This is a genomic window from Bifidobacterium sp. ESL1130 (assembly GCF_058507935.1).
Map to the genome: position 1 here is coordinate 1708216 of NZ_CP196379.1, position 18682 is coordinate 1726897.

At 59.2% G+C, this 18682-nt stretch carries 11 protein-coding genes; 3 read left to right on the top strand and 8 right to left on the bottom strand.

Going from position 1 to position 18682, the window contains the following annotated elements; all coding sequences use genetic code 11:
* Positions 1-144: 144 nt before the first annotated feature.
* Entirely contained in the window at positions 145-3810 is a 3666-nt protein-coding gene (locus ACSYSO_RS06715; protein ID WP_489760333.1) for an RCC1 domain-containing protein, read from the top strand.
* Between the two features lie 140 nt (positions 3811-3950).
* Here the strand turns inward: ACSYSO_RS06715 and ACSYSO_RS06720 are convergent, their stop codons facing one another.
* The 4 genes from ACSYSO_RS06720 to ftsY form a co-directional block, all read right to left on the bottom strand.
* Positions 3951-5846, bottom strand: a complete 1896-nt coding sequence (locus ACSYSO_RS06720) for an isopeptide-forming domain-containing fimbrial protein (protein ID WP_489800005.1) — start codon at positions 5844-5846, stop codon at positions 3951-3953.
* 544 nt (positions 5847-6390) lie between these two features.
* On the bottom strand, positions 6391-8277 hold the full coding sequence (locus ACSYSO_RS06725; RefSeq protein ID WP_489760335.1) for an isopeptide-forming domain-containing fimbrial protein: 1887 nt from the start codon (positions 8275-8277) through the stop codon (positions 6391-6393).
* Positions 8278-8868: 591 nt separating this feature from the next.
* Complete coding sequence (locus ACSYSO_RS06730; protein ID WP_489800004.1) at positions 8869-10167, bottom strand: ammonium transporter; 1299 nt, start codon at positions 10165-10167, stop codon at positions 8869-8871.
* 166 nt (positions 10168-10333) lie between these two features.
* Positions 10334-11680, bottom strand: a complete 1347-nt coding sequence (gene ftsY / locus ACSYSO_RS06735) for a signal recognition particle-docking protein FtsY (protein WP_489760337.1) — start codon at positions 11678-11680, stop codon at positions 10334-10336.
* 157 nt (positions 11681-11837) lie between these two features.
* Here ftsY and ACSYSO_RS06740 point away from each other — a divergent pair, with 157 nt between their 5' ends.
* Both ACSYSO_RS06740 and ACSYSO_RS06745 read left to right on the top strand, forming a co-directional pair.
* Positions 11838-12560, top strand: coding sequence for a LytR/AlgR family response regulator transcription factor (locus ACSYSO_RS06740; RefSeq protein WP_489760338.1), 723 nt, complete (start codon positions 11838-11840; stop codon positions 12558-12560).
* A 6-nt stretch (positions 12561-12566) separates the two neighbouring features.
* Entirely contained in the window at positions 12567-13907 is a 1341-nt protein-coding gene (locus ACSYSO_RS06745; RefSeq protein ID WP_489760339.1) for a GHKL domain-containing protein, read from the top strand.
* A gap of 213 nt (positions 13908-14120) precedes the next feature.
* On the opposite strand, the gene ACSYSO_RS06750 is transcribed toward ACSYSO_RS06745, so the two are convergent.
* The 4 genes from ACSYSO_RS06750 to ACSYSO_RS06765 all read right to left on the bottom strand — a co-directional run bounded on the left by ACSYSO_RS06750 (position 14121) and on the right by ACSYSO_RS06765 (position 18618).
* The gene (locus ACSYSO_RS06750; protein WP_489760340.1) at positions 14121-15569 is read right to left on the bottom strand and encodes an amidohydrolase; all 1449 of its coding nucleotides are present in this window, start codon (positions 15567-15569) and stop codon (positions 14121-14123) included.
* 103 nt (positions 15570-15672) lie between these two features.
* Complete coding sequence (locus ACSYSO_RS06755; RefSeq protein ID WP_489800003.1) at positions 15673-16920, bottom strand: MFS transporter; 1248 nt, start codon at positions 16918-16920, stop codon at positions 15673-15675.
* Positions 16921-17062: 142 nt separating this feature from the next.
* Positions 17063-17827 (bottom strand): SDR family oxidoreductase, encoded by a 765-nt coding sequence (locus ACSYSO_RS06760; protein ID WP_491701711.1) that lies wholly within the window; start codon positions 17825-17827, stop codon positions 17063-17065.
* Between the two features lie 272 nt (positions 17828-18099).
* On the bottom strand, positions 18100-18618 hold the full coding sequence (locus tag ACSYSO_RS06765; RefSeq protein ID WP_489800035.1) for a GtrA family protein: 519 nt from the start codon (positions 18616-18618) through the stop codon (positions 18100-18102).
* Positions 18619-18682 lie beyond the last annotated feature (64 nt).

The following is an 18682-nucleotide window of genomic DNA, read 5'->3' on the forward strand; positions in this document are numbered from 1 at the left end:
TGCGAAGAAGAATGCATCTTATCTGACGTTTATGCACTACTCTTATATTGCCTCTATACGCAGAAACTAGACACAAGATTGGCAAGCACTAGACACTGTGGTTGAAAATCTCCATACCAGAAAAAGACCATACAGAAACCGCACATGAGACACAGTACCGATAATCGTTCATCCTCTCCGAAGCATACACGCCGCTCTTCACATGCAACCGCCTTCTTCACCGCGGCCATATGCACCGCCATCCTGACCGTCACAGCCCCCAGCGCGGACGCCACCGAAACGCATCTCGCCTCACCGAGCGCAACGTCAAACAGTACTAAGAGCGCAATGCCTTCCACGCACGGCTCCGGCAATGCCGACTCCACCAACACCACCTCCGGTCAGCCCCTGCCCTCATCGCCGCAGAACAGCACCTCCCCCAACCAGCCAGCACTCGGCACGCAGCCCGAATCCACACTCACCGCTGGCGGCAGCAAACCCACCGATGGCACCGGCAAGGACAGCACAACAGACCACAACGACAAGACCGACGCCACCCTTGGCAGCGACGACCCAATCGATGCCAACATCGACGCCTCCACCAAAATCGGCCATGCCGACAACGACAGCAACGGCACCACCGACCCTTCACCCGCCCCACACGCGCAAGACGACGATCAACCCGCCTTCACCGCTGACAACACCTCCGGCCCGGACCAAGGCGGCACCAGAATCAACCTCACGCCGCATATCAGCGGCACCATCACACAGCTCGCCACCGGCGCCATACATTCCATAGCGCTCACCGCCAACAACCGCCTCTACACGTGGGGCGGCAACAACTACGGGCAACTAGGAAACGGCACCTCTGGCAGCGCCAATCAGACCACGCCCACACCCATCTCCATCCCAAGCAACCCGACCATCAAGTCCATCGCAGCCGGCTTCTACCACAGTCTCGCCCTCACCGACACCGGGCACATCTATGCGTGGGGATCGAACTCCCATGGCGAACTGGGCAATGGCACCACCAGCAACAGCACCAGACCCACCGACATCACCCCCGCAGGTCTCACCTTCAAGGCCGTCAGCGCCAAAGGCTATATGTCCATGGCGCTGACGAACGACGGCACCCTGTACACATGGGGAGACAACGACTACGGCCAATTGGGCAACGGCACCACCAGCCTCGCCGTTCAGAGCAGACCCAAAGCAGTCGCCATCCCCGGCAAGCAGACCATCAAGTCCATCGCAGCCGGCTTCTACCACAACCTCGCCCTCACCGACACCGGGAACGTCCTGACATGGGGAGACAACACCTACGGACAACTCGGCAACGGCACCGTCCACGGCAACAACAGCCCCAAACCCATCACCATCCCCGGCAACCCCAGCATCAAGTCCATCGCAGCCGGCAACTATCACAATCTTCTCCTCACCTCGACCGGGCGCATCTACGCGTGGGGATACAACACCATAGGTCAAGTGGGCAACGGCACCACCGCCAACCAGAACTCGCCGGTCGAGGTCACCATCCCGGGAGCAGCCACCATCACCGACATCGCCGCCGGAGGCAACCACTCCATGGCCAGAACCAAGGACGGCACCCTCTACGCATGGGGATACAACACCTCCGGGCAGCTGGGCATTGGCACCAACGACAACAGCAGCGTGCCGCAGCGAGTCCAAAGGAGCCTCAGCGTCACCGGCATCATGGCAGGCGGCAACATGCATACGCTCGCCCTCGCCACCAACGGTGAGCTATACGCTTGGGGCAGCAACGGCTACGGTCAGCTCGGTACCTCGAACACTACCAACAGCAATGTCCCGCTCAGGATCAACTCCATCAACGCAAAGGTCACCTCCGTCACCTTCGATACCACCGCAGGAATCGACCTCGGCTTCCATGAGGCCGACGGCCATTGGATCGTCCACAGCCCGAAACACCCGGCAGGCACCGTGTCCATGACGGTCAACTGGACCAATGCCGACGTGCCGCAGCCCGCGGTCACCATCCCCTACACCTACACGTTCACACCGTCATATACGGTCACATTCAACACCGCAGGCGGCAGCGCACCACCAGCCAGCCAACAGGTCCTCAAGGGCAGCACCCCCACATGGCCGAGCACCACTCCCACCAAAGAGAACGCCCTGTTCAACGGTTGGACCCTGGACGGCACCACCCCCTACGACTTCAACAAACCCGTCACCGGGAACATCACCATCACCGCCATGTGGGGTGCATTCAGCGCCGACCCGACGCGAGGCCCGGCCAGCGGCGGCACGCGAGTCGGCATCACCCCGCCGCATAACAGCAAGTTCCTGCAAATCAGCTCCAGCGGGTACTACTCATTGGTGCGGAGCACCACCGGGAAAACCTACGGGTGGGGTCTCAACCACCTCGGCCAACTCGGCAACGGTAAAGTCGACTCCAACGGGAGCATACTTCCCACGCCCACCAAGACGCCAGCAGGCACCACCTTCACCAAACTTGCTGCCGGAGCATGCAGCGCCACAGCCAAAGCCTCCGACGGCAACCTCTACAGCTGGGGTTACGCCGAAGGCGGCATCACCGGCATCTCAGGAGCTTCCGGAAACCTCAGCACCCCGAGCAAAGTCACCACACCGGCCGGAGTGCACTTCAACACCGTCTCCATCAGCGACCCTACGTACTGCAACAACGAGTATTCGCTCGCCATCAGCTCGGACGGCGCCACATGGGCTTGGGGCAATAACAACAACCAAGCCTCAAGAAGCGATGAAGCCGGCGGCGTGGGCACCTTGGGCGACGGCACCACCATCAACCGGTCAGCCCCCGTCAGAGTCGTTCAACCCTCCGGCGTCCGGTTCACCCAGGTGAGCGCCGGCGGCAACTTCGCCTTGGGACTGGGTGACGACGGCCTCATCTATTCGTGGGGATCGAATACCAACGGGCAGCTCGGCAACGGTCAATACACAGGCACTGCCCTCATCCCCACCAAAGTCAACACACCATCGGGGATGACCTTCACGTCCATCAGCGCAGGTTACAACGACGCTTTCGCCATAGCAAGCGACGGCACCGTATGGGCTTGGGGCAAGAACAGCGGCACTACCACCGCAAGCGGCAACACCTTCTCCAGCAACGGTGCCCTGGGCGACGGCACCACCGTTGACCAGCCCACTCCGGTGCGGGTCCAGGCCGGAGGAGCCTCCTTCACCACCGTCAAAGCCAACCGAGGATTCGCCCTTGCCCGCAGTGCCGACGGTACTCTGTATTCCTGGGGTTCCAACAACCAGTACGGGCAGCTGGGCAACGGCACCACCCGGCCCAACAGCACACCCACCGCAGTCGACGACAGTCTGGGACAGCCGGTAAAGGCCGTAGACATAGATATCAACGATTGTGCCTCCTATTACATCGACGACGAAGGCACCACCCATGCCTTCGGGTACAACGGGAACGGCCAGCTGGGCAACGGCACCACCGACAGCAGCAGCACGCCCGTCACCGTCAGTCTGCCGCTCGTCACCGTCACCGCGGTCACGTTCGGCACCGGCAGCACCGCCAAGCCAGGCGTCGGCCTGGCCTGGAACAACGCCAAGCAGGTATGGCAGGTCACCACGCCGGCCTATCACGGCGGCACCACCGACATGACCATAAGTTGGTCCAACGGCGACGCGCAACCCCCGATCATCCAACAGTTCACCTACGCAGCACCTCCCCTCAGCAGATTGCCGATTACCGGAGCGAATACCACAGCTCTCGGCCTCGCCATTGCAGGAGCGGCCATCGCGCTTGCATTCTTGGGATTGGCATTGTGGCTGCACCGACGGCTGTTGCACTAATCGTCATTGACAGCTGACAGTTATTAGTAACTAGTTGATACCAGCACATACACTACAGGCTCCGTTCCGCGATTGCAGAACGGAGCCTGTACTGTTTCAGCCAATTAAAGAGGCCTACATCAAAGCCAAGCGTCGCGCCATCAGCGTATCCCCGCCGCAGCCTCCTGACGACGCTTGAACATCATGAGCGACACTGCGACCATCAGCAGCAGCACTGCGACCGCAACCGCGAGCGCCACACCGGCACCACCGGTCAACGGCAGCTGGGACACAGCGGTGACGTTGTGCACCACGATGGCGGTGTCGGCAGCCACCGGTACCCGATGCGCCTCGACCAGCCCCCATATGTCGCCGGTGTTGGACACCTGCCCGTCAGCGCCGTTGCCGGACAGCGTGACCTCGAAGGATGGCTTGAACGATGCGGCGTACCCGGCCGGAACTTCGGTCTGCGCCACATCATAGGCCTGCTCACCCAGTCCGTCTACCGTGAGCTGTCCCTGACTGTTAGCCTGCAGGTTGACGGTGGTGGAGGTTTCGCCATCCCCGCTGTCATCCGACTGATCGACGACCTTCCGGTAGGAGCCCGGAGCCAGCTGCCGGAACCTGATGAGCTTGCCGCCCTTGGAGCTCACTTGGAACGTGGCGCCCTGCGGGCCACCGGGAATCGGCGTTTCCGTAGCCTTGTCCTTGTTGACTAAGGTGAACGAGCGGTAGTAGGCAGTGGGGGTCGAACTCGGGTCGTTGGTGACGGTCTCAAAGGAACCGTTCTCGCTGACTGGATCCGTGTTAATCTGACCGGTCTCGCCGTCGATTTCGCCAGTGCCGCTGGACTGATGGGCGCTGTCATTGCTGAAGGCCAGCGTGACGCCGTTCTGCAGCGCACCGGGCTGAGCCTGATCGTTGACGGTCATGCTGTACTCGATCTTGATCGGATCGTGCCATACCTTGGTGCAAATGCCATACGAGAGGTTGAAGGTGACATATCCCTTGCCGTCATTGGCGGCACCGTCGAAATCGATTTGATAGTCGATTCCCTCCTGCATGACCTTGCCGCCGATGGTCACCGTGGTGTCATCGCTGTTGTAGGTCAGGCCGGGCTGCTTGGGCGTATCGGTGATGGCGAAGATGTACTCGCTGAAACCGGTGGTCAGCGGCACCTGGGTTGTGATGACATAGTGCAGTGTGCCGCCGATGGAGGCATCGTTGTGTTTGGAGGTGTCCAGCTGTTTGGTGATGGTGGGCTTTGCGTCGTTCTTCATATTGATGGTGCCCAGGGGCTGCCCATTGATGTTCCCGTAGCTCACCCCTGCAGTGGAGGTGATGCCTGTGCTCACCAGCATCGGAATCGAGTTGGTATGGGTCTCGTCGGGCTGCGTCCCCGTGGTGTCTTCCACCACGTAGATGCCGGGAGCCAGACCCGCGATCGTGGCGGTGCTGTTGGCACCGGCGTCGGTGAACGTCACGGGCGCTGCGGCGGTGTCCTTGATGGCGGCCTTGAAGTCCCGCTGCCGAATCAGCCGCGTGACGAACCGGCGCAGGCCACCGGTCTCGCACTCCTCGCCATCGCTGGCTTGCGTACAGTCTTTGCCCCACGCGTCTTTGTCCGTGCCACTGTTCGAAATGGTGTCCTCGCTGCCGGGCGCCGCAAAACCGAGCCATGTGGCAGCCACTGCTCCCACCGGATTGTCGTCATAGCTTGCATCGGCATCAATGCCGTCACTTGCCGCTTGGGCGGCGTACACGAGCGTCGGTTCGGTAGTGACCGCCACATGGTTGAGTGTGCCGGTGGAGGCAACGCCGTCGGCACTGGCATAGTCACCGATGCGCACAGCCTTGAACACGTGGTTTTTGACCGCCGCGCTTGTGCCGGTAATGGCGATGGCCACCTTGTTGTCGTCCGAAAAGGCGACGGGCGCGGAAGCGGACTCGCCGCCATCAGCCGCATATGCACTGGCCGGAACCCCCAGAGCCAGTAGGGTGGCCGCCGTTACGGCCACTGCCGCAATGTTGCGGAACCTTGATCGGATACTCATCATCTTTCTCCTTTTCCCTAACACTTCATCGGGAAATATGCGATGCCCGCGTGTGCATGAATCGCAGGCCGACAGATGATTGCGCGACGTGCTGTGGTGCATCCACAGACTTACCGTGTACCGTTCGCGTCATACCGACCGCTATTTAGGCAAAGCATCGTTCTTTATTAGTCAAACATATCAGTCCTCAGCAAAGAGTGAGCTTTCTTGCGTAGACAATTACGAATATATCACTATTTACCCATAAAAGAAGAAAGGAATATTAAACAAATCAGATGATTTAATATATTTACCGTGTTACGTGCTTCACTGATTCTTTGTGGAAGCAATCACAGAGCGCACTTTGCTATACAAATTCTAGTTCTTTGGCTGTTTTATAGAGTGATGAGAAGCACAGCGCACATCCCGCTCCCCCACACCCTTCCATACAAAAGCGGACGGCCTACCGTGAAGTAGACCGTCCGCCTATATGAGTTCGCCAAGCAGAGCAGGAAGCTCATCCGGTTTTATTGCCTAACCGTCATGCGCTTCCCTCAAATGCCTAGTTTCAGCGCAATCCTGCGAGAGTAGCCGCCTGACGACGCTTGACAATCATCAGCGCCACAGCGACGACCAGCAGAAGCAGCGCCACGACGACTGCAAGCAGTACGCCGGCGCCGCCGGTCATCGGCAGCGAGGAGATGGAGGTGACGTTGAAGACCACGATGGCGTTCGTGCCGTCATTGGTGTTCGTAGCGGTCTTGCGCTCCTCGACCAAGCCCCAGATGTCGCCGGTGTTCGTTGCCACGGAGATGGTGGGATCGCTGGAGTCGCCCGAAAGCGTGACGGTGAAGCTGGGCTTGAACATGTCGGAGTAGCCTGCAGGAGCCGCGGTCTGGTTGACCGTGTACGTGCCGTCAGACAGACCGTCCACCTTCAGCGTGCCGTCCTGTGCGGGCTTCAGATCAGCCGTGGCCGAGGGGGAACCCTGAGCGGCGGCCTTCTTGTACGAGCCGTCCGAGAGCTGGAGGAACTTGATGGGAGCGGCGGCCTTGGTGTCGCCCTGGCTCACCTGGAAGGTGCCTTGCAGAGGAGCGCTGCTGGTCTTGTCCTTGTTTGCCAGCGTGAAGGAGCGCAGGTATGCGGTGGAGTTCGCGTTCGGATGCTCCGCATCTGGCTTGTCGGTGACCGTGTCAACCGAACCGTTGCCCGGATCGCTGGGGTTGACCAGGCCGTTGTCCGTGCTGCCGTTGCTGCCGTCGCTGATGGTCGGCTTGTCTGAGGTCGGCTGCTTGTCCGAGTCGTTGCTGAAGGACAGCGTGACGCCGTTGCCGAGCGAACCGCCCTGCGCATTGTCGTTGACCGTCATGCTGTATGTGACGGTGATCTTATCCTGCCAAGTGAAGCTGCGGATGCTCGAGGAGAGGTCGAAGACCACGTATTTGGTGTTGTTGGCGGCATCGGTATCAACGATGACGTTGTACTGGCTCTTGGACAGCGTCTGGGAGCCGACCGTCACGACCGCGTCGTTGTTGTAGCTCAGGCCCGCCTGCTTCGGGGTATCGGTCATGGTGAAGATGTAGTGATCGAAGCCGGTGGTCAGCGGCACCTTGCTGCTCAGCTGGTAGTGCAGCTTGCCGCCGATGGAGGCATCGTTGCTTTTGCTGGAGTCGAGCGTCTTGACGATGGACGGCACCGTGTCGTTCTTCATCGTGATCACGCCCAGGTCCGTGCCGTTGATCTTGTTGTAGACCGTGCTGCCGGAAGTGACTCCGGTGCTCACCAGCATGGGGATGGCGTTGGTGTAATCCGCCGCCTTGCCTGCGCCCGAGGTCGGGGTGACATCCTTGACGACATAGACACCGGGGTTCAGGCCAGTGAGCGTCACCGTGGTGTTGGCACCGGATTCCGCAGAGGTCACCTCGGCGTTGGAGGTGCTGTCAAATGCGGAGGTGAGGGCCTTCTCTTTCGAGAAGTTGGTGACGAAGGCACGCAGCTTGCCGTTCTTGCCCCATGCGTTGGAAGCGGTGCCGCTGTTTGAGGTGGTGTCATCACCGGTGGTGCCGTAGCCGAGCCACTTGGACGACACCGCACCGATCGGGTTACCCGCGTAGGAGGGGTCAAGACCGGCTCCGGCAACGCTGGTGAACGCAGAAGTGGCGGCCTCGTTGAAGTCGCTTACCGTAGTGACGGCGACGTTGGTGAGGTTGCCGTCGGCAGTGCCTTCGGCGTTGGCGTATTCGCCTACGCGCACGGCCTTGAAACTGTGGCCCTTCACTGCGGCGCTGATACCGGTGATCGCGATGGTCTCCTTGCCGGAGTCGCTGATGGCGATCGGCTTGGGCGTCGCGGGGACATCGGCAGCGAACGCGCTGGCCGGCACACCGAGAGCCAGCAGGGAAGCGGCCGCTACAGCCGCTCCTGCAAGCTTGCGCAATGGTGATTGCATGTTCATTGATATTTCTCCTTTTCCCTGAAACTGATTGGGAAATCTTGTATACGAGGGGACTCACGATGGCATTTCGCGCCAATAGGCAGTCGCCCCTCAGGCTGTGCAGCATGGCCATGTACCGGAGGCAAAGTCACACCGCGCGCCACGTAGCATGTACTGAGTATGTACAGTTTTCTATTATTTGCCTAGCTTTAGCATGAAAAGAATTCGCCTTCTTTACGCCAGATAATAAGAATATCGCAATACTAGACAAATGTCAGGTATAAATTTGCACAAAATGCCGTCATTACATCAAGCACGGCTTCAATTTGCCGAGTTTGGTGCCGCATTACGTATTGACATAGTTACCAATCACACATTTATGATACATCTCACTATGCCCATAACGAATTACTTCTTCATAATTAGACAAAACAAAATCCGCATGCAGTCTCCCGCACACGGATACTTGCCGACCTTAGCCCCCCTACTCACTCCCCCGCACGACCAAACGCCAGTGCCGCCGCATGCAACGCATACGACGGCACCAACAGCACCTTCCTACCTACGTCTGGCATTCATTACCCAGCCAGCACAGGAAGGATAGCTACTCATTCACACTTCATCCGCAAGTTGACCCCCGAACAGACCGTAGGCGAACTCTCCGTGGCGAGCCTCGTCCACGCCAAGCAGCTCCTCATCCTCACTGACGCGCCAACCCACCGTCTTTTCCAGCGCAAACGCGATGACCCACGTCACGGCCGCCGAATACAGCACCGCCACCAGCGACACCAGCACCTGTACCGCAAGTTGCCGCCACGATCCGCCTGTGAACAGACCGGTGCCTTGGGCAAACAGACCGACCATCACCGTGCCGACCAGTCCGCCCACGCCGTGCACGCCCACCACGTCGAGGGAGTCATCGTAGCCCAAGCGGAACTTCACATCGCACGCCAGGCATGTGAGCACCCCGGCCACAGCGCCGATGACGATGGCCCACAACGGCCCCACCACATCGGCTGCCGGAGTGATGGCGACCAGTCCCGCCACCATTCCCGTGGCAGCGCCCATGGCGGTGTAATGACCGGTGCGCACACGTTCGGTGAACCCCCATGCCAGCATGGCCGCACCGGCCGCCACCGACGTGCTCACCCATGCGTACCCTGCGGTGCCGTTCGCCGCAAACGCCGAACCGGCATTGAACCCGAACCATCCGAACCACAGCAGGAACGCACCCAGCATCACGAACGGCACGTTGTGCGGGCGCATGGTGCGCTTGCCGAACCCCTTGCGCTTGCCGGTGAGCAGTACGATCATCAGCGCTGCCACAGCGGCATTGATATGAATGACCGTGCCGCCAGCGAAATCATGCGCTGGCGCACCCAGCGCCTCAGAGATGGCACCGGTGGCGGACAGCAGGCCGCCGTTCCATACCATGTGTGCCATGGGCGAGTATTCGAACGTTACCCACAAGGCCACGAAGATCAGCCATGTGGTGTATTTGATGCGTTCGGCGAGCGCCCCGGAGATAAGCGCCACCGCAATCATGGCGAACGCCATCTGGAAGGCCACGTCGATGGTGATCGGATAGTGGCCGTTGGCGTTGAGTTCGGTGGCACCCAGCGCCCCGCTGTCGCCTTGGGCACTCACCGCGTCCTTGAGCAGCAGGCCCGAGGCCGGAGAGCCGAACACACCGCCGATATCGTCGCCGGCGTAGGCGATGGACCAGCCCCACAGCACCCAGACGATGGAGCCAACCGCCAGAGCACCGGCGGAGAGCAGCAGCATGTTGAGGATGGCCTTGCGGCGCACCATGCCGCCGTAGAAGAACGCCACGGCGGGTGTCATCAGGAACACCATGGATGCCGCCATGAGCATCCACGCGGCGTTGCCGGTATCGATTCCGTTGTTCATATGATTCCCCTTCAGTCTCGGCTACGGGATGGGAACCATAGAACGCCGCTCATATGACGACGGCATTACGCCACATTACGCACGATTACGCCGCCGTTACGCCCACGTAACGATACGCCTAAACGTGGTGCGACACGTTGATGGCGCAATCCACACAGCGGTCGTTTCAGGCCAGGATGCCGTCCACGAACCCTGCTGCATCGAAGGGAGCCAGATCGTCCGGCCCTTCGCCCAAGCCGACGAGTTTGACCGGCACGCCGAGTTCGCGCTGCACCGAGATGACGATACCACCCTTGGCCGAGCCGTCGAGCTTGGAGAGCACCACGCCCGTCAATCCAATCGCCTCAGCGAACACCTTGGCTTGGGTCATGCCGTTCTGGCCGGTGGTGGCGTCAAGCACCAGCAGCACTTCATCCACCGGCAGGTTCTTCTCGGTGACCCGGCGAATCTTGCCCAGTTCGTCCATGAGGTTCGACTTGTTCTGCAGCCGTCCGGCTGTGTCGATGATGAGCACATCGACATTCTCCTCCTTGGCTCGCTGTGACGCTTCGAACGCCACGGAAGCCGGATCGCCCCCCTCTTTGTGCGAGCGCACCACCGGCACGTTCACCTTGGCACCCCAGGTCTCGAGCTGATCGGCAGCGGCAGCACGGAAGGTGTCCGCAGCCGCCAACATCACCGATTTGCCCTGTGCCACAAACAGGCGTGCCAGCTTGCCGGCCGTCGTGGTCTTGCCGGTGCCGTTGACTCCCACCATCATGATGACGCTGGGGCGAGAAGCCTGGGGCTTGTTGGCGTTAAGCTCGCGATCGGGAGCAATCACCGCTCCGGATGCAGCGCTCTCACCCTCAGCCTGAGTCACGGTCTCGCCGGAAATGGCATCGACCTGTTCCACGAGCTTGGAGCGCAGCGCCTCTCGTACCTGAGCCGCATCGGCAGTACCGGTCACGCGTGCGTCGGTGCGCAGCCCCTGAACCAAGGTCTCACTCGCCTCGCTGCCGACATCGGCCAGCAGCAACGTGTCTTCGACATCCTCCCAATCGGACTCGGAAAGTTTGTCTTTGGCAAGAATGTTGAACAGCGCCTTGCCGAACGGATTGGACGACTTGGCGAGTTTGGCTTTGAGACGTGTGGCGCGTGAACCGGCAGACTCGGGACGATCACCGTCTTGTTCAGTCTCTTCCCCTGGCTTCAGGTTCGTTTCACTGCGAACAGGTTCGTCACCCTCCGCACTACCCTCAGAGCCACCATCGGTGCCGCCATCGTCACTGACACGGTTCCCACCTTCACCGCCGGTACCGCTACCAGAAGAGGCTGCACGTTTGTTGCGTGTACGACTTGCAACAACACCGGCCACGATGAGCGCCACAACAACCGCTGCTACGACGACCACGCCGATAATCACATTCATATCCATGTGTTCCAGACTAGAGTTCTCAACCGACAGTTGCCTGCCCACAGTTGACATCAGCAACGCTCCACCAAGAGCGCATAATCGTGATACAACGCACATCTTCCCCTACAATGGGTATATATAAAGAGTAATCGTGCTATAAATAGACGGTTACTAATAAACTGTATAAACGTACCGTTGCAGCATCACGTCCAATCATGAACGCCTCAATGCCGCCGATACCCAATGCGCCGAACGGATGAGATAAGGAGGAGTGGTGCACGACATCAGAATCGCAGTGATCGAAGACGACCCCGCAGCCTGCCAGCAGGTGCTCGACTACCTCAATCGCTACCAGCGCGAGAACGATGAACATTTCACGGTTTCCGTCTTCGACGACGGAGCAAAAATCGTCAAACAATACCGCCCCATCTACGACATTCTGCTCTTCGACATCGAAATGAAGCAGATGAACGGTATGGAAGCCGCCAAAGCAATCCGCAACGTGGACAACGAGGTGGCCATCATCTTCATCACCGCCGCCGCCCAGTACGCCATCAACGGCTACGAGGTCCAGGCTCTCTCCTATCTGCTCAAGCCGGTACCCTGGTTTGCTTTCAGCCAGGAGCTAAAACGGTCCATTGAGGCAGCACGCCGGCGCAGCCACCACTCCATCCTTGTGGAAACCGGATCGAAGCAGACCCGTTTGGAACTGCGGGAGATTCTCTATATCGAATCCATACGCCACAACATCATCATCCACAATTCCAACAGCAAGATCTCCATCACCTCCACACTCAAGGAGCTGGAGGCACAGCTCGGCCCGCACGACTTCTTCCGTTCCAACTCCTGCTACCTGGTCAACATGCGCCACGTTGCCGGCATAGAAGACCAGGAGTGCCTGATGAGCAATGGTGAGCGCCTGCGCATCAGCAGGCCGCGCAAGAAAGCCTTTGTCGCCGCTCTAGCCGATTACATCAGCGGTACCGCCAACAAGTAGGCTGCCATGAACGAAACCATCACCAACGCCCTGCCAGACATTCCCCGCGTATTCACGGCCCTCAGCGAATGGGCGGCGTGCATGGTCTATCTGCTGGTGATCAACCGCAGGGTTTCCAAGGCACGTACCATTGCCGTGGCCGCCTTGGGTCTGCCTGTCATCATCGCCGTACAATACATCAACGGCATCGCCCCGGCGCTCTTTTGGATGTTCGGCATGCTGCTGGCGTTCGCCGTAATGTACACGATCATCATGCTCGCCACCGGAACAGCACTGCGCGAAGGCTGTTATATCACCGCCCGGGCGTTCGTACTTGCGGAACTGGTGGCCTCGCTACATTGGCAACTAGCCATGTTCGCGGGCGTGAACCTGCATGACCACCGCCTGATGGGCTTCAACACTGTGCTGCTCGTGGTCACTTATCTCACCTGTTTCATCCTGGCATGGACGTTGGAACGCCGCAACTTCGACGGTTCCGCCCCCACCAATCCCACGCTCTCCGCCACATTCGGAGCCATCGCCATCACCATCGTCACCTTTGCCATGAGCAACCTGAGCTTCGTTTCCACAAACACGCCTTTCTCCGGCACGATGGGACAAGAGGTGTTCTACATCCGCACACTGGTGGATCTGTGCGGCTACGCCGTGCTCTACGCCCAGCAGGAGCAGCTGCGGGCGCAGCAGGTCAGCGCCGAACTGGCTTCCATTGATGCCGAGCGTGAGAGCGAGCACCGCGAATACCTGCAGTCCAAGGAAAACATAGAGTCACTCGGGCGAATCTCTCACGACCTGAAACACCAGATAACGGCACTGCGAGCCGAAGTCGACCCCGAGCATGTGGCGGCTGGGTTCGAACAACTTGAGGATTCGGTACGCCAGTACAGCGCACAGCAGCACACTGGCAACCCGGTACTCGACGTGGTTCTCACCACCAAGATGCAGGCGTGCGATCGTCAAGGCATCACCTTCACCACCGTTGCGGACGGCAAGCTGCTTGACACATTGAGCTCCATGGACATCGCCACCCTATTCGGCAACGCTTTGGACAATGCCATCGAAGCGGCATCGAAGCTTGACGACCCGCAGCACCGTCTCATCAAACTGGCGCTTTACACATACGGCGATTTCACGGTCATTCGCGTGGAGAACTACTACCGTACCGAGCTGAAGAAGGATGGGAAAGGCAACCTGCGCACCACCAAGGCCGACCACCATTCACACGGCTACGGCGTGAAGTCCATACGCCACATCGCCGAACAGTATGGCGGCACCCTCACCATCAAAGCACAGAACCAGTGGTTTACCCTCACCGTGCTCCTGCCCAAACAGCAATTGGAGACGGCATAACAATTCCCACCCGACGCGATTCGATCAGTCATGATTCAATCAGTCACTGTTTAATCAGTCATGTATCAGTCGCGCATCATCCACACATCAGTCACGTATCAGTCACACATAACGCAAGCGGCAGGCTGACAAATAAGTCAACCTGCCGCTTTATTCGGTTTCTCAGCCGGCTCCCAACCGGCCCCTCAACGAAGAGCCATACGAGTAGTCACATCACCCGTGAGGCTGCACGTCGGCGGGAATCACAGACTTGTACTGCTCGTCCTTGAAGTCCTGAGCGTACGCTTCCTTGGCCTTTGCCAACAGATCCGCATCGGTCAGCGCGTCGTAGGCCGTCAGCGCGATGGTCTTGGCTGCCTGCACCAAGCCCTTGTGGGCGATGCTGGACTGGCCGTTGGCCACCCACTGCCAGGAGTGCGCACTGGCCCCCTGCGGCTCGAAACCGCCGTAATACTGCGCCGTGGGCGCGCACCAGCTTACGTCGCCAACGTCGGTGGAGGCCTGACCTTTGGTGCTCGTGGGGTAGGTCAGCGGGAAAATCTCGGTGACGATGCCGGCGCGGGCCATCTGGTCAATCTCCTCGTCGCTCTTGCCGGGGAAGGCTTCCCTGGCCCGGGCAGCCATGCGCTCAGTAGCGCCGGGGGCGTTGCTTGCCGCGATGGAACGAGCGAAGTCCTGCTCCTCATCGGTGATCTCGAGCGGGCCTGCCAAGCGGAGGTTCAAGTCCATCGCCTCACTGAGCGGGTGGTTCGGCACATAGTTGGCACAGGCCGAGTCGAAGTCGATGCTCAGCTCGGTGTCGGTCATCATGGCCGCACCCTCAGCGATCTTGACCACGCGGTCGTAGATTTCCTTGGCCTGATCAAGCTTGGGAGCACGCACGAAGAAGTACAGGTTGGCCGAGGGGTGCACCACGTTGGCGGACTCGCCGCCGGCGTCGGTGTAGGCGTAGTGGACGCGAGCCTCGTCGATGATGTGCTCGCGCAGGAACTGCACACCCACCGTCATGAGCGTGGCCGCGTCGAGCGCGTCACGGCCCTGGTCGGGCGCTGCCGCAGCGTGGGAGGCGACGCCCTTGAAAGCGAAGTTCGCCTGCATGACGGCCAGGCCCGAACCGCCGCACACCGCGGTATTGTCCGCTGGGTGCCAGGTGAACGCCGCGTCCACGTCATCAAACACGCCGTCGCGCGCCATGAAGGCCTTGCCGTAGCCGCTTTCTTCGGCCGGGCAGCCGAAGAGCTTGAGCGTGCCCTTCAGGTTCCGCTCTTCCATGAGGGTCTTGAGCGCCACCGCGGCACCAAGCGCACCGGTGCCCAGCACGTTGTGGCCGCAGCCCTGACCTGCCCCGCCGTCTATCACGGGCTTGCGCTGCGGGTTGCCGGCCTCCTGGCTGAGATTGTCGAGCGCATCGTATTCCGCGGTGATGCCGATGACCGGCTTGCCCGAACCGTACGTGGCGATGTAGGCGTAATCCATACCGGCCACGCCCTTGGTGATCTCGAACCCTTCGTTCTCCAGCACTTTGTAATGCTGCTCGACCGACTTGGGGACAGTGAACCGGGTCTCCGGGGTTTCCCAGATGCGGTCCGAAGCCTCGATGAACTCGCCTTTTTTCTCATCGACGATGTCGATAATACGTTGTTTGTCTTGTGTTGCAGCCATGGCCGCCACCTTTCATACCATTGGCCCGACGAGTCAATGGGTTGTGAATGATTGATTACCACACATATCAGTGCGGGCCCGCCGCAAGGGCGAGCCCGTCATGTTATTTCTCGATGCGCACGAGCTGCACCACGACTGCAGCCGCCACACCGACACCCGCCATGAACAGGAACCCGGGAGTGAAGTTGCCCCCCGTCACCAAGGCACCGATAATCATGGGAGCCAGGAAGCCTCCCAAGGTGCCACCGGTGTTGATGATGCCGATTGACGAACCGATGACCTGCGCGTCCATGATCTTGTGAGGCCATGTAAACACACCGGTGAAAGCAAGGGTACTGAGCATGCTGATGCACACCATGAGCACGATGGTGAGCACCAAATTGTGCGAGGTGACAAAGAGCACCAGCAGCACTGCCACGATGAGGACGGACCACGTGATGGCCTTCTTCTCACGCCCCAAGAAGAACTTGGAGAGCAGAGAGCCGGAGAAGATGGTGGCGATGGTGGAGAACACCGAGTTGCCGGCCAAGATCCATCCTGCCTGCCCCACGCTCAGCTTGAACGTTGCGGTGATGTAGCTGGGCAGCCAAGACATGTTGCCATAAAGCACCACGTTGAGCAGAAGCATGACCACGAAGAGCACGATGACATTGCGGTTAGTGATGACGTCACGGAACCCGAGCTTGGCGGGGGCATCCTGTGTTTCAGCCTTCACAGCCGGCTTGGTGCCACAATCCTTGGGAACGAAGAACGCAATGAGTACGAACGAGACCAAGTAGAGGCTGCCGAGCAACACATAGGCCAGCTGCCAGTTGTAGGAAATGAGCTGAGCGCCCAAGGTGAAGGCCAGGATGCCGCCGATACCGGAGGTGGAAAGGATGAGTGACTGCACGAACGTGCGGCGCCTGGGCTCGAAGTTCTCCGAAACCGCTTTGGTGCAGCTTGGCGGGTAGCCGCCATGCCCCATTCCGGCAAAGAAGCGAATAACAATGAACATGGCCAGGCTGCCTGCGGCTCCGAGCCCGGCAATACTACCCACCGCGCCGAAGCAGTAGGAGAATACGGCGATGACCACCATGGAGGTCATCAGCACGCGCTTGGCGCCGAACCGGTCAGCCAGCCAGCCGCACGGAATCTGCATGATCGAGTAACCCAGGAAGAACAGCGACATGATCAGGCCGGTCTTGCTCGAGTCGAGGCCGAACTGCTTGGAAATAGGGATGATGGCGGTGGAGATCATGTTCTTATCCATGTACACCACCGAATAACCGGCCATCAATGCCACAATGAGCGGAGCACTGCTGCGCGCCGTCCGAGACAACTCACCGGTCTTGGTTTGTTCTTCCTTCATAAAGCCCACTTTCGCTGGGGTTGGTATGGGTGTGCCCTGAGACCAACAGACAAAACGGTTCCGCTGGATAAACAAGCACTATGTGATACAGCATACATAAATTCGATTAAGGGGATGTAACGCGCTCACCAGTTGAGACGCGTTAGAATGTGGTCCATCCTCCGTCTACCGGCACAACGGCACCATTGACAAACTCGGATTCGTCACTCACCAGGAACAACGCAGCCTGTGCAATGGACTGTGACGACCCCACACCAGGCATAAGTGCCATGCCTGCCTTTTGCCGATTCATGCCAAACTCATTGACATTCTTCATCGACTCCGAGATGTTGGTGTTGATGCCGCCTGGGGCGATGGCATTGGCGCGAATCCCTTCCCTCTCATACATGAAAGCGGTGTTTTCTGTCAATCCAACCACTGCATGCTTAGCCGCCGTGTAGGCCGCACCGGCACGACCGCCGTTGGTACCACCCACCGAGGCAATATTAAGGATGACGCCACTCTTCTTAGGCAGGAACTCCTTGATTGCCTCTCGAGTCGCATACATAACGCTATCGGTGTTGATGGCGAAGACACGGCGCCACATCTCGTCACTCATCTCCCCCACCGGCGACATGTCGTCCATAATGCCGGCATTGTTGACAACGGCATCCACACCGCCAAATTTCTCCTTGGCCAAAGCAAACACGGCCTGAATATCCTCGAGCTTGGACACATCGGTACGGATGGTTTCAATGCTTCCGCCAGCTTCACGCACGTCGTGCGCTACCTCGTCTGCACGTTCCAGGTTGATGTCAGCGCCGACAATCTTGGCACCTTCCTTCGCGAACAGACGCGCCATAGCGGCACCCATCCCCGAACCCGACCCGGTGATAATCACTACTTTACCGTCTAAACGACCTTCCATCTCTACCTCCTAGAGCAAGGATTACAACGCTTCACTGCACATATGCCACTCACACTGAAATTCATTGTCATGACGCAGCGAAGTCAAATCTCACTCTACAAGGTGTGTTATACATCACATATTCTGCCTATCAGAGGCGCGCTTCCAACCATTCCAACTGCAGCGGACATTACATCCTCGCAAAACAAAGAGCCTGTGGAATGTCGATACACATTCCACAGGCTCTTCAATAGCAACCACTGCCACAACAGGGCAACGTGTCAGTTAGACGTTCAGTCCTTCTTCTCTTCCTTGTTCTTCGGCATAATCCACCACTTGAGCAGCGGGTAGCTGATGATGACGGCCAGCAAGGTGTTGACCACCGAGGAGATGGTGGAGGAGATGGCATTGTTCCAGCCCCAGCTGGTGCACAGCTTGGTGACGTAACCCGGCAGCACCAGGTTGCAGATCACGATGATGATGGCCAGAATCACGTACTTCCACGCAGCGTCCTTGAAGCTGGAGTCGGACTTGAACACCCACTTCATCTGCACCACGAAGTTGACGGCCTGAGCCGCCACCTCGGCGATGAGGAAGGTGAGGAATCCGCCCAAACCGTTGGTATCAGGCGTGGAATAGTTGAAGATGAGGAATTGGAAGGGCTGCGTCATGTGCATGGCGGTCACGAAGACGGCCGTGAAGATCCACACCACCACAAAGCGGGTGATGGTGGAAATGTTGGAAAGCACATTGAACTTGATGAACTCCCACAGGTTCGGGTACTTTGCGATGAGACGACGGCACGCGGCCATGAAGCCGGTTCCCTCGTTCTCGGTGTCTGCGCTGCCAGCGTTGTTGCTGTTCTCGTTGCTCACG

What these genes read in the sequence shown, in the direction of transcription:
- ACSYSO_RS06715 (WP_489760333.1), top strand. Translation starts at nt 145, where the DNA reads ATGAGACACAGTACCGATAATCGTTCATCCTCTCCGAAGCATACACGC.
- ACSYSO_RS06720 (WP_489800005.1), bottom strand. Translation starts at nt 5,846, where the DNA reads ATGATGAGTATCCGATCAAGGTTCCGCAACATTGCGGCAGTGGCCGTA.
- ACSYSO_RS06725 (WP_489760335.1), bottom strand. Translation starts at nt 8,277, where the DNA reads ATGAACATGCAATCACCATTGCGCAAGCTTGCAGGAGCGGCTGTAGCG.
- ACSYSO_RS06730 (WP_489800004.1), bottom strand. Translation starts at nt 10,167, where the DNA reads ATGAACAACGGAATCGATACCGGCAACGCCGCGTGGATGCTCATGGCG.
- ftsY (WP_489760337.1), bottom strand. Translation starts at nt 11,680, where the DNA reads ATGTGCGTTGTATCACGATTATGCGCTCTTGGTGGAGCGTTGCTGATG.
- ACSYSO_RS06745 (WP_489760339.1), top strand. Translation starts at nt 12,567, where the DNA reads ATGAACGAAACCATCACCAACGCCCTGCCAGACATTCCCCGCGTATTC.
- ACSYSO_RS06750 (WP_489760340.1), bottom strand. Translation starts at nt 15,569, where the DNA reads ATGGCTGCAACACAAGACAAACAACGTATTATCGACATCGTCGATGAG.
- ACSYSO_RS06755 (WP_489800003.1), bottom strand. Translation starts at nt 16,920, where the DNA reads ATGAAGGAAGAACAAACCAAGACCGGTGAGTTGTCTCGGACGGCGCGC.
- ACSYSO_RS06760 (WP_491701711.1), bottom strand. Translation starts at nt 17,827, where the DNA reads ATGGAAGGTCGTTTAGACGGTAAAGTAGTGATTATCACCGGGTCGGGT.
- ACSYSO_RS06765 (WP_489800035.1), bottom strand. Translation starts at nt 18,618, where the DNA reads ATGGCCGCGTGCCGTCGTCTCATCGCAAAGTACCCGAACCTGTGGGAG.